Genomic DNA, 12,799 nt, shown 5'->3' with positions numbered 1-12,799 from the left:
AGGTGCAATTCTGTTGGCCGGATAAGCGTTTAGCGCCATCCGGCATGGCAAACATTACGCAGGCTCTACCGGTAAATCGGCGCGAGCGCCCCATTCACTCCATGCTCCGTCATACAGTGCAACGTTCTGCACGCCGAGCGTCGTCAGTGCCAGAACCACAACGGCCGCCGTGACGCCTGAACCGCAACTTGCGATGATCGGTCTGTCAAAACTCACCCCGTGGCTGAAGAAAATAGTATCCAGCTCGTCGGTCGTTTTTAACTCGCCATCACGAACCAGTTCACTCCACGGTACGTTTAGCGCGCCAGGAACGTGACCACGTCTCAGGCCCGGACGCGGTTCGTCGACTTCAGCATTGAATCGTGCGGCCGGGCGGGCATCGACAATCTGGGCGGTTTTTTCGTGGCTGGCCAGCAGGACATCGGTTAGACGCACGACGGCCTCTGGGGTGAATTTAACCTCAAACTCCCCTTCAGACCAGGCGGCTTCCCCTTCCTGCAACGGCAGTTCTTCACGCTCCCAGCCTGCCAGACCACCGGCAAGAATAGAGACATTTTCCACCCCGAAGGTGCGGAGCATCCACCACGCTCGCGGTGCAGAGAAGAGGTTGCCGTCGTCATAAACCACCAGATGTTTATCCTGAAAGACGCCCAGTTCGCGCATCGCGACGGCGAAAGCTTCCGGGCGCGGCATCATGTGCGGCAATGGCGAGGTATGGTCGGAGAGCGCTTCGATATCGAAAAAAACAGCCCCGGGAATATGCCCTGAACGGTATTCGCCCGCAACATCACGGTCTTCTTGTCCAGGGGGAGCCATACGGGCGTCAATGATTTGTATTTCCGGGTCATCGATATGTTCGGCAAGCCAGTCGGCTGCAACAAACCAGGGGGTAGTCATAGGCGTCTCCATTTTTACCAGTGCTTTGGCAAATTGTCGGCCGTTTGCCGTAAAGGAACAAGTAAAAGAGGCTGATTTATCAGGCGGAGCCACATTTCTCACCCAAAAATCAGAATTCAGCCCCCTGATACAGACTTACACAACTGGAAATCTCGCGCATAATATCTTATCAACAGTGGCTAACGGGCCTGAGTGGCCAGGGATGAACAATGAAACACTTACGTGCAGCAGCCTGTATGCTGCTGGCGGTGCTGGCTGGATGCGACGACAACGCAACGACAGCGGCAAAAAATGCCGCTCCTGCGCCGCAGGTGACAAAGGAAAAAAATACAGCTCCTGCGAAACAGGCTGCAGCGGTGAAAGATCCCGCGCAGTTGCAGAAGCTGGTTCAGCAAAGTCAGGGGAAAGCGCTGACGCTGCTGGATGCATCGGAAGTCCAGGTGGATGGCGCGGCGGCGCTGGTGCTTACATTCTCGATCCCGTTAGATCCTGAGCAAGATTTTTCCCGTACCGTACATGTGGTTGATAAAAAAAGCGGCAAGATTGATGGTGCCTGGGAGCTTGCGCCAAATCTGAAAGAGTTGCGATTACGGCATATTGAGCCAAATCGGGATCTGATCGTGACCGTCGAACGCGATGTCAAAGCGTTGAATAAAGCCACGTTTGGCAGCGAATATGAGAAAACCATCACGACGCGGGATATTCAACCGAGTGTTGGATTCGCCAGCCGCGGTTCGTTGCTGCCGGGGAAAGTGGTTGAAGGTTTGCCGGTGATGGCGCTCAACGTGAACAATGTGGATGTTAATTTCTTTCGTGTAAAACCCGAGTCGCTGGCGGCGTTCGTCAGCCAGTGGGAATACCGTAACGCCCTGTCTAACTGGGAGTCCGACAATCTGCTAAAAATGGCGGATCTGGTCTATACCGGCCGCTTTGATTTGAATCCTGCCCGTAATACCCGTGAAAAACTCCTCTTGCCGTTAAGCGAGATTAAGCCATTACAGCAGGCTGGGGTCTATGTGGCAGTGATGAATCAGGCGGGTCAGTATAACTACAGCAATGCCGCTACGCTGTTTACGCTCAGCGACATCGGTGTTTCTGCGCACCGTTATCACAACCGTCTTGACGTTTTTACCCAAAGCCTGGGGAACGGCGCCGCACAGCAAGGCATTGAGGTCACTTTACTCAATGATAAGGGGCAAACACTGGCGCAAGCGACCAGCGATGCACAGGGACATGTCCAACTGGAGACGGACAAAAATGCGGCGTTATTGCTGGCGAGAAAAGACGGACAAACCACGCTACTGGATTTGAAATTGCCTGCGCTGGATCTGGCTGAATTTAATATCGCGGGCGCACCCGGTTACAGCAAACAGTTCTTTATGTTTGGTCCCCGCGATCTCTATCGTCCTGGCGAAACAGTGATCCTCAATGGGTTACTGCGTGACAGCGACGGCAACGCGTTGCCCGATCAACCCGTCAAACTGGAAGTGGTGAAACCGGATGGTCAGGTGTTGCGTACGGTGGTGAGCCAGCCAGAAAACGGCTTGTATCGCTTTACGTATCCGCTGGACAGTGGCGCGGCGACCGGCATGTGGCACATCCGCGCGAACACCGGCGATAACCAGTCGCGGATGTGGGATTTCCACGTTGAAGACTTTATGCCCGAGCGGATGGCGCTCAACCTGACGGCACAAAAAACACCAATAGCCCCCGCCGATGAGGTGAAATTCTCGGTCGTCGGCTACTACCTGTATGGCGCACCGGCAAACGGTAATGCGCTGCAAGGGCAACTGTTTTTGCGCCCGCTGCGAGACGCGGTACCGGCGCTGCCGGGATTCCAGTTTGGCAATATTGCTGAGGAGAATCTCTCCCGCAGTCTCGATGAAGTTCAGCTAACGCTGGATGATACAGGTCGCGGTGAGGTGACTACGGCAAGCCAGTGGCAAGAGGCGCACTCGCCGTTACAGGTGATCCTGCAGGCAAGCTTGCTGGAGTCGGGGGGACGCCCGGTGACACGCCGTGTTGAACAGGCCATTTGGCCAGCGCAGACATTGCCCGGCATTCGCCCACAATTCGCCGCGAAAGCTGTGTATGACTACCGCACGGACACCACGGTGAATCAGCCGATTGTTGACGAAGGCAGCAATGCGGCCTTTGACATTGTCTACGCCGATGCGCAAGGCGTAAAAAAAGCGGTTTCAGGATTGCAGGTTCGTTTGATTCGCGAGCGACGTGATTACTACTGGAACTGGTCAGAAAGCGAAGGCTGGGAATCACAGTTTGATCAAAAAGATTTGATGGAAGGAGAGCAGTCTCTCGATCTTAATGCGGATGAAACCGGTAAAGTCAGCTTCCCCGTTGACTGGGGTTCCTATCGTCTGGAGGTGAAAGCGCCAAACGACGTGGTCAGTAGCGTGAGATTCTGGGCCGGATACAGCTGGCAGGATAACAGCGATGGCAGCGGCGCAGCGCGTCCGGATCGCGTAACGCTGAAACTGGATAAACCGACCTATCGCCCTGGCGACACCCTCAAATTACATATCGCTGCACCTGCTGCGGGCAAAGGGTATGCGATGGTGGAATCGAGTGACGGTCCACTGTGGTGGAAAGAAATTGATGTCCCCGCCGGGGGGCTTGAACTTGCAATTCCGATCGATAAAACCTGGAATCGCCACGATGTATACCTGAGCGCGCTGGTGGTGCGCCCTGGCGATAAATCACGCTCAGCCACGCCGAAACGTGCTGTCGGGTTATTACATCTGCCGTTAGGGGATGAAACACGCCGTCTGGATCTGAGCCTGGACACACCAGAAAAGATGCGACCCAATCAACCGCTGACCGTGAAAGTGAAAGCCAGCGTCAAGCAGGGCGAGACGCCAAAGCAGGTCAATGTGCTGGTGTCTGCCGTGGACAGCGGGGTGCTGAATATTACGGATTACGTGACGCCGGATCCGTGGCAGGCGTTCTTCGGGCAAAAACGCTATGGCGCAGATATCTATGATATTTACGGCCAGGTGATTGAAGGTCAGGGGCGTCTGGCGGCGCTTCGCTTTGGTGGTGATGGCGATGCACTCAAACGCGGCGGTAAACCGCCGGTCAACCATGTGAACATTGTGGCGCAACAGGCGTTGCCGGTGGCGCTCAATGAACAGGGTGAAGGCACGGTGACCCTGCCGATTGGTGATTTTAATGGTGAACTGCGGGTGATGGCACAGGCGTGGACTGCCGGAAACTTTGGCAGCAGTGAAAGCAAGGTGGTCGTTGCGGCGCCGGTCATTGCGGAGTTGAACACCCCGCGCTTTATGGCTGCTGGCGATACCTCACGCCTGACGCTGGACGTCACAAACCTGACTGACAAACCGCAAACGCTCAATATCGTGCTGACCGCCAGCGGATTACTCGAACTGGTGAGCCAACAGCCTGATCCCGTCAATCTGGCGCCGGGAGTCAGGACAACGTTGTTTATTCCCGTTCGTGCTCTTGAGGGCTTTGGCGATGGCGAATTACAGGCAACGATCAATGGAGTAAACCTGCCGGGTGAAACCATTGCCGCGCAGAATAAGCAGTGGAAGATTGGGGTACGCCCTGCCTGGCCTGCCCAGACGGTAAACAGCGGCGTCACTCTGCAACCCGGAGAAACCTGGCGTGCGCCTGCGCAGAATCTGGAGAATTTCTCTCCGACTACGCTACAGGGACAATTGCTGTTGAGCGGCAAACCACCGCTGAATCTGGCGCGTTATATTCGTGAATTGAAAGCGTATCCGTATGGGTGTCTTGAGCAGACCGCCAGCGGCCTGTTCCCTTCACTTTATACCAATGCGGCACAACTGAAGGCGCTGGATATTGCGGGCGATAGCGATGAAAAACGTCGTGCGGCGGTTGATATCGGTATTTCTCGTTTGTTGCAGATGCAGCGTGATAACGGCGGTTTTGCTCTGTGGGATAAAAACGGCGCTGAAGAGTATTGGCTGACGGCCTATGCGATGGACTTCCTCGTGCGTGCTGGTGAACAAGGGTACAGCGTGCCAACGGAGGCCGTTAACCGTGGCAATGAACGCCTGCTTCGTTATCTGCAGGACCCGGGCATGATGTCGATCCGCTATAGCGATGATACTCCGGCCAGCAAATTTGCGGTTCAGGCGTACGCTGCGCTGGTACTGGCACGCCAGCAAAAAGCGCCGTTGGGCGCGTTGCGTGAGATCTGGGAACGTCATGCTCAGGCTGCATCAGGCTTACCCCTGTTGCAATTGGGTATTGCGCTGAAAAACATGGGCGATGCCACTCGCAGTGAGCAAGCGTTGACGCTGGCACTCAATACACCGCGGCGTGATACGCAGCAGTGGATGGCGGATTACGGCAGTTCGCTGCGCGATAATGCGCTGATGTTGTCGCTGCTGGAGGAGAATAAACTTAAACCGGATGTGCAAAATACCTTGCTGAACACCTTGTCTGAGCAGGCATTCGGTCAGCGCTGGCTTTCCACTCAGGAAAGTAATGCCCTGTTCCTTGCCGCGCGAACCTTGCAGGATTTGCCGGGGAACTGGCAGGCACAGACGTCGCTTTCAGAGCAGCCGCTTGTGGGCACGAACGCGCAAACGCGTAATCTTGATGCTGACCAGTTATCGACTCTAGCCGTCACCAACAGTGGCGATCAACCGCTGTGGCTGCGTCTGGACAGCAGCGGTTATCCGAATTCTGCCCCTGCGTCGACAAGTCAGGTTCTGCAAATTGAACGCCAGATCCTGGGGACCGACGGGCAGCGTAAATCGCTCTCGTCACTGCGCAGCGGCGAACTGGTGCTGGTATCGTTGACGGTGAAAGCCAGCCAGAATGTACCCGATGCTCTGGTCGTGGATTTATTACCGGCCGGGCTTGAACTGGAAAACCAGAATCTGGCGAACGGCAGCGCCAGCCTGCAGGACAGCGGTAGCGCGGTGCAGAATCTGTTGAGCCAGATGCAGCAGGCGGACATCCAGCATCTGGAATTCAGAGACGACCGCTTTGTTGCCGCCGTCGCGGTAAATGAAGGACAGCCCGTGACGCTGGTCTACCTGGCGCGAGCGGTGACGCCGGGAACGTATCAGGTGCCGGTTCCGCAGGTGGAATCAATGTATGTTCCACAGTGGCGGGCGACCGGGACAACCGAAGGGCTTATGATTGTCACACCGTAAATGATGGGTTTTCGAGGAAAACGCGGCTATTGGATTGGGCTGATAGCCGCCCCCCTGTTCATTCTCTTTTTGGTCTGGGGGGCAGATAAAATCTGGCCGCTACCGCTCAGAGAGGTGAATCCTGCACGGGTGGTGGTGGCGCATGACGGCGTACCGCTTTGGCGTTTTGCCGATGCGGACGGCATCTGGCGTTATCCAGTGACTCTCGAAGAGGTGTCGCCCCGATATCTGGAGGCGCTCATCAATTATGAAGATCGCTGGTTCTGGAAGCATCCGGGGGTAAACCCGTTTTCAGTATTACGCGCCGCCTGGCAGGATCTCTCCTCCGGACGTGTGGTGTCTGGCGGCAGTACGCTCACCATGCAGGTCGCAAGATTGCTTGATCCCCATCCGCGCACATTCGGTGGCAAATTTCGTCAGCTTTGGCGCGCACTTCAGCTTGAATGGCATCTCTCTAAACGCGATATTTTAACGTTGTATCTTAACCGCGCGCCCTTTGGGGGAACGTTGGAAGGCATTGGCGCAGCAAGCTGGGCCTATCTTGGCAAACCGCCAGGTCAACTGAGCTACTCAGAAGCAGCATTGCTGGCCGTTTTACCGCAGGCACCCAGTCGTTTGCGCCCCGATCGCTGGCCGGAGCGTGCACAAGCGGCGCGAAATAAAGTGCTGGAACGGATGGCGACTCAGGGCATCTGGTCGGCAAAAATCGTGCAGGAATCCCGTGAAGAACCGGTCTGGCTGTCGCCCCGGAAAATGCCGCAGCTGGCGCCGCTCTTCGCGCGCATGATGCTCGGGAAAAGTAAAAGCGACAAAATCGTTACTACGCTGGATGCGGGATTACAGTACCAACTGGAAGAGCTTGCCCAGACCTGGAAAAGCAGACTTCCCACCCGCAGTTCACTGGCGATGATCGTTGTTGATCACACGGATATGAGCGTGCGCGGCTGGGTGGGATCGGTGGACATGAACGACGACAGTCGTTTTGGTCATGTCAATATGGTCAATGCTATCCGATCGCCGGGATCGCTGCTCAAACCGTTTGTTTACGGTCTGGCACTGGATGAAGGACTGATCCACCCGGCGTCACTCTTACAGGACGTCCCGCGCCGTACCGGTGATTATCGTCCGGGGAATTTTGACAGTGGCTTTCATGGTCCGGTCAGCATGAGCGAGGCGTTGGTGCGTTCGCTGAATTTACCCGCGGTACAAGTGCTGGAAGCGTATGGGCCAAAACGTTTTGCCGCCAAACTTCGCAATGCGGGGTTGCCGCTCCATTTACCTGCCGGGGCAGCCCCCAATCTTTCACTGATTCTGGGGGGCGCAGGGGCGAAGCTGGATGAGATGACCGCAGCCTGGAGCGCTTTTGCGCGTCATGGCAAAGCCGGTGCTTTGCGGCTTCAGCCTGACGACCCGTTACAAGAACGCCCGCTGATGTCGCCAGGCGCGGCGTGGATTATCCGGCGAATTATGGCGGATGAGGCGCAGCCTTTACCGGATAATTCGCTACCGAGGATTGCGCCGCTGGCATGGAAAACCGGCACCAGCTATGGCTATCGTGATGCCTGGGCCATCGGACTTAATGCGCGCTATATCATTGGAGTCTGGACGGGCAGGCCGGACGGCACGCCCGTTGTGGGACAGTTTGGATTCGCAAGCGCCGTCCCGTTACTGAATCAGGTGAACAATATTTTGCAGGCGCGGACAACTGTTCAGCCTGAAGATCCGCGCCCGCCATCGGTCAGTCAGGGCGTTATTTGTTGGCCTGGGGGACAATCACTTCCCGCCACAGAGCCGAACTGCCGCCGCCGACTGGCGACATGGCTACTGGAGGGCAGCCAGCCGCCAACGTTGTTGCTACCTGAACAGGAAGGGATTAACGGCATCCGTTTCCCGGTCTGGCTGGATGACTCGGGAAAACGTGTCGCGGCTGATTGTCCGCAGGCACGCGAGCAAACGCTGATTGTATGGCCGTTACCGCTTGAACCCTGGCTTCCAGCCTCCGAGCGCCGCGAATCGCGGCTTCCGCCGGTTTCAACCACCTGTCCGCCGTTGGGGCAGGGGGCGCTTTTACCCCTCCAGTTGACAGGGGTTCTCGACGGCGCGATTCTGAGGCGCTTACCCGGAACGCCTGAAGCCTCTTTACCGATCCAAACCCGTGGTGGAACAGAAGCGCGTTGGTGGTTTTTGAATGGTGAACGGTTGCAAGAGCGCGGGCGGAATATCACGTTACGCATTGCGGAAAAAGGGGAGTATCAGCTCCTGGTGATGGATGATGCGGGGCAGGTGGCGACAGTCAGATTTACCTTGCAATAGCCGGAAAGTAGACCAGATTGCGTAGAATTGTTGCTAATACTCGTTTTATTTTAAAAAAATGTTACCTCTGTCAATGGTCAATTGGCTGGAGGGCCATTATAATCCGCGCCAGGTCGTACATACGTATATAAACCCTGGCGGGTATACAACAACAGAACATATTCAGAGGTAATCATGGCTATTGAACGTACTTTTTCCATCATCAAACCAAACGCGGTGGCAAAAAACGTTATTGGCAACATCTTTGCGCGCTTTGAAGCAGCAGGGTTTAAAATTGTCGGTACCAAAATGCTGCATCTGACCGTTGAACAGGCGCGCGGATTCTATGCAGAGCATGACGGTAAACCTTTCTTCGACGGCCTGGTTGAGTTCATGACCTCTGGCCCGATCGTCGTTTCCGTACTGGAAAGCGAAAACGCCGTCCAGCGTCATCGCGATCTGCTGGGCGCAACCAACCCGGCTAACGCACTGGCAGGCACCCTGCGCGCTGACTACGCTGACAGCTTCACTGAAAACGGCACCCACGGTTCTGATTCCGCTGAGTCTGCCGCACGTGAAATCGCCTATTTCTTTGGCGAAGGCGAAGTGTGCCCGCGTACTCGCTAATCGAGCACGCTTTTACACATTATTTTCGCTAATGTCTCGCGCAAGCGTGGCATCCTTGCGATAGAATTTGTACAATGCAGCGCCCCCGGACGAGCACCGCTCACCGGGGCGTTTCTTTTTTCAACCCTCCAGGGGCCATAACGTGTAATAACGAGGCCGGAATCGATTATGTCTGAACAAATTGTCACGTCTGAAAGCATCACCCCAGTAGTCCCTAATAAAGAGGGTAAAATTAATCTGTTGGATCTCAACCGCCAGCAGATGCGCGAGTTTTTTAAAGAATTAGGTGAAAAGCCCTTCCGCGCCGACCAGGTGATGAAGTGGATGTACCACTACTGCAGCGATGACTTTGATGATATGACCGATATCAACAAGGTATTGCGTGGTAAGCTGAAAGAGGTGGCGGAAATCCGTGCGCCAGAGGTGGTTGAAGAGCAGCGTTCATCTGACGGTACCATCAAATGGGCGATCGCGGTTGGCGATCAGCGTGTTGAAACGGTCTACATCCCGGAAGACGATCGCGCCACCCTGTGCGTCTCTTCACAGGTGGGTTGTGCGCTGGAATGTAAATTCTGCTCAACTGCGCAGCAAGGCTTTAACCGTAACCTGCGCGTGTCGGAAATTATCGGCCAGGTGTGGCGGGCGGCGAAGATCGTCGGTGCTGCGAAAGTCACCGGGCAACGTCCTATCACCAATGTGGTGATGATGGGGATGGGCGAGCCATTACTCAACCTGACCAACGTCGTTCCTGCCATGGAAATCATGCTGGATGATTTCGGATTCGGTTTATCAAAGCGTCGCGTTACCCTGTCCACCTCCGGCGTTGTACCCGCGCTGGACAAACTGGGTGATATGATTGACGTTGCGCTGGCAATTTCACTGCATGCGCCGAACGATGAAATTCGTGATGAAATCGTTCCTATCAACAAAAAGTACAATATCGAAACGTTCCTGAGCTCGGTTCGTCGCTATCTGGAGAAATCCAATGCGAACCAGGGGCGCGTCACGATTGAGTATGTCATGCTCGATCATGTTAACGACGGCACTGAACATGCGCATCAACTGGCGGAATTGCTGAAAGATACGCCGTGCAAGATTAACCTGATTCCGTGGAACCCGTTCCCGGGCGCACCGTATGGACGCAGTTCAAACAGCCGTATTGACCGTTTCTCCAAGGTGTTGATGGGCTACGGCTTCACCACCATCGTGCGTAAAACCCGCGGTGATGATATTGATGCAGCCTGCGGCCAGTTGGCGGGTGACGTGATTGACCGTACTAAACGCACTCTGCGTAAGCGCATGCAGGGTGAGGCAATCGACATTAAAGCGGTTTGATGTTAGTTACGCTGCGGTATAATTAATCTACCGCAGCACTAAGGTAAGCTATTTTGAGGGTATTGCTATCTCTCTCAGGTCAATATTAACGGTGCGTTTTTGTCGACTTTAGGGCAGTATGTAGCGGTGCAACAATAGTTTAGCCTTAGGCTTTAGCTGTTTTGTCATGAGTAACCTGACAGTCTTATACTGTCCGACTAAGGTTAACTGACCTGATGTTTCGCGGTGCGGGTGGGCATTGTGGCTCGCCGGCACCTGAACCCTTATTTACACGTACCTGCAGCTGTAGCGAATGAATACTGAAGCCACGCACGACCAAAATGAAGCACAAACCACCGGCGTTCGTCTGCGCAATGCCCGTGAACAACTCGGACTCAGCCAGCAGGCAGTCGCGGAGCGACTTTGCCTGAAGGTTTCCACGGTACGCGACATTGAAGAAGATAAGGCGCCAGCCGATCTCGCTTCAACGTTCCTGCGCGGGTATATCCGTTCTTACGCACGTCTGGTGCATATTCCTGAAGAAGAACTGCTGCCAGGGCTGGAAAAGCAGGCGCCGATTCGACCGGGCAAAGTCGCCCCGATGCAAAGTTTTTCTCTCGGCAAGCGTCGTAAAAAACGCGATGGCTGGTTGATGACTTTCACCTGGCTGATTCTGTTTGTGGTCGTTGGCCTGACGGGTGCCTGGTGGTGGCAAAATCACAAGGCGCAGCAGGAAGAGATCACCACGATGGCCGATCAATCCACCGCTGAACTGAGCGCCAGTAACGAGAGCTCGCAGAGCGTGCCGCTGGATACCAGCGCGACGGCAAGCCAGAATAACGCACAAGCGCCTGCGGACGCCGCGAGTACGGCAGCGACAACTGCGCCGCAGACGGCGGAAGCGACATCTGCTGCGCCGACGGCAGATGCGCAACAAAATGCGGTTGTTGCTCCTTCCCAGGCTAACGTTGATACCGCAGCGACGGCTCCTGCTGTTGCTCCAGTCGCCCCGGGCGCGCCATTGCCAGCTGATCAGGCTGGCGTAACGACGCCTGCGGTTGATCCCAATGCGCTGGTCATGAACTTCACTGCCGATTGCTGGTTAGAAGTGACTGATGCAACAGGTAAAAAGTTGTTTAGCGGTATGCAGCGTAAAGATGGCAATTTAAACTTAACGGGCCAGGCGCCTTACAAGCTTAAAATTGGTGCTCCGGCCGCGGTACAGATCCAGTATCAAGGAAAGCCTGTCGATCTTAGCCGTTTTATCAGAACTAACCAGGTTGCACGTCTGACCGTTAATGCCGAACAATCACCGGCTCAGTAACAGACGGGCAATGCGGGAGATTTTTCATGCATAACCAGGCCCCAATTCAACGTAGAAAGTCGAAACGTATTTACGTTGGGAATGTGCCGATTGGCGATGGTGCTCCCATCGCCGTACAATCTATGACCAATACGCGTACCACAGATGTGGCGGCGACGGTCAATCAAATCAAAGCGCTTGAACGCGTTGGCGCCGATATTGTTCGTGTCTCTGTACCGACGATGGATGCTGCCGAAGCGTTTAAACTGATCAAACAGCAGGTCAACGTACCTCTGGTTGCCGATATCCATTTTGACTATCGCATTGCGCTAAAAGTGGCGGAATACGGTGTCGATTGTTTGCGGATTAACCCAGGCAATATTGGCAGTGAAGAGCGTATTCGCATGGTGGTGGATTGCGCTCGCGACAAAAACATCCCGATCCGCATTGGCGTTAACGCCGGATCGCTGGAGAAAGATCTCCAGGAAAAATACGGTGAACCCACACCGCAAGCGTTGCTGGAATCCGCAATGCGCCATGTGGATCATCTCGATCGTCTCAATTTTGATCAGTTTAAAGTCAGCGTTAAAGCCTCCGATGTCTTTTTGGCGGTTGAATCCTATCGTTTGCTGGCGCGCCAAATCGAACAACCCTTGCATCTCGGGATCACCGAGGCGGGCGGCGCGCGCAGCGGCGCAGTGAAATCAGCGATTGGTCTGGGGTTACTGCTGTCGGAAGGGATTGGCGATACGCTGCGCGTCTCGCTGGCTGCCGATCCGCTGGAAGAGATTAAAGTCGGTTTCGATATTCTGAAATCGCTGCGTATTCGTGCCCGCGGAATCAACTTTATCGCGTGTCCAACCTGTTCTCGCCAGGAGTTCGACGTCATCGGTACGGTGAACGCGCTGGAACAACGTCTGGAAGATATCATTACGCCAATGGACGTTTCGATTATCGGCTGCGTTGTCAACGGACCGGGCGAAGCGCTGGTTTCTACGTTGGGTGTGACGGGCGGTAACAAGAAAAGCGGCCTCTATGAAGACGGCGTGCGTAAAGACCGTCTCGACAACGACGATATGATCACGCAGCTTGAAGCCCGCATTCGTGCGAAAGCCAGCATCCTGGATGAAGCGCGTCGAATTGACGTGCAGCAGGTTGAAAAATAATAACGTGATGGGAAGCGGCGTGCTTCCCG

At 55.1% G+C, this 12,799-nt stretch carries 7 protein-coding genes; 6 read left to right on the top strand and 1 reads right to left on the bottom strand.

Features of this window, described 5'->3' with window-relative positions; translation table 11 throughout:
• Window positions 1–54: 54 nt before the first annotated feature.
• On the bottom strand, window positions 55–897 hold the full coding sequence (gene sseA, locus AC07NP_RS15745; RefSeq protein WP_494661018.1) for a 3-mercaptopyruvate sulfurtransferase: 843 nt from the start codon (window positions 895–897) through the stop codon (window positions 55–57).
• A 209-nt stretch (window positions 898–1,106) separates the two neighbouring features.
• Here sseA and AC07NP_RS15740 point away from each other — a divergent pair, with 209 nt between their 5' ends.
• From AC07NP_RS15740 to ispG, 6 genes are all read left to right on the top strand, one after another.
• Complete coding sequence (locus AC07NP_RS15740) at window positions 1,107–6,068, top strand: alpha-2-macroglobulin family protein (RefSeq protein ID WP_494661017.1); 4,962 nt, start codon at window positions 1,107–1,109, stop codon at window positions 6,066–6,068.
• Entirely contained in the window at window positions 6,069–8,381 is a 2,313-nt protein-coding gene (pbpC, locus tag AC07NP_RS15735) for a peptidoglycan glycosyltransferase PbpC (protein ID WP_494661016.1), read from the top strand.
• Between the two features lie 174 nt (window positions 8,382–8,555).
• Window positions 8,556–8,987, top strand: a complete 432-nt coding sequence (ndk, locus tag AC07NP_RS15730) for a nucleoside-diphosphate kinase (protein ID WP_162379108.1) — start codon at window positions 8,556–8,558, stop codon at window positions 8,985–8,987.
• 168 nt (window positions 8,988–9,155) lie between these two features.
• Window positions 9,156–10,322, top strand: a complete 1,167-nt coding sequence (gene rlmN / locus AC07NP_RS15725) for a dual-specificity RNA methyltransferase RlmN (protein WP_203360416.1) — start codon at window positions 9,156–9,158, stop codon at window positions 10,320–10,322.
• Window positions 10,323–10,614: 292 nt separating this feature from the next.
• Window positions 10,615–11,625, top strand: a complete 1,011-nt coding sequence (gene rodZ / locus AC07NP_RS15720) for a cytoskeleton protein RodZ (RefSeq protein ID WP_494661015.1) — start codon at window positions 10,615–10,617, stop codon at window positions 11,623–11,625.
• A 26-nt stretch (window positions 11,626–11,651) separates the two neighbouring features.
• Entirely contained in the window at window positions 11,652–12,770 is a 1,119-nt protein-coding gene (gene ispG / locus AC07NP_RS15715) for a flavodoxin-dependent (E)-4-hydroxy-3-methylbut-2-enyl-diphosphate synthase (protein ID WP_203360418.1), read from the top strand.
• The last annotated feature ends 29 nt before the right edge of the window (window positions 12,771–12,799 follow it).

This window comes from Citrobacter sp. GW821-FHT07H02 (assembly GCF_059418505.1).
The sequence above is the reverse complement of the archived record's forward strand: the minus strand, read 5'-3'. Positions and strand labels throughout refer to the sequence as shown.

What these genes read in the sequence shown, in the direction of transcription:
- sseA (WP_494661018.1), bottom strand. Translation starts at nt 897, where the DNA reads ATGACTACCCCCTGGTTTGTTGCAGCCGACTGGCTTGCCGAACATATC.
- AC07NP_RS15740 (WP_494661017.1), top strand. Translation starts at nt 1,107, where the DNA reads ATGAAACACTTACGTGCAGCAGCCTGTATGCTGCTGGCGGTGCTGGCT.
- rodZ (WP_494661015.1), top strand. Translation starts at nt 10,615, where the DNA reads ATGAATACTGAAGCCACGCACGACCAAAATGAAGCACAAACCACCGGC.
- rlmN (WP_203360416.1), top strand. Translation starts at nt 9,156, where the DNA reads ATGTCTGAACAAATTGTCACGTCTGAAAGCATCACCCCAGTAGTCCCT.
- pbpC (WP_494661016.1), top strand. Translation starts at nt 6,069, where the DNA reads ATGATGGGTTTTCGAGGAAAACGCGGCTATTGGATTGGGCTGATAGCC.
- ispG (WP_203360418.1), top strand. Translation starts at nt 11,652, where the DNA reads ATGCATAACCAGGCCCCAATTCAACGTAGAAAGTCGAAACGTATTTAC.
- ndk (WP_162379108.1), top strand. Translation starts at nt 8,556, where the DNA reads ATGGCTATTGAACGTACTTTTTCCATCATCAAACCAAACGCGGTGGCA.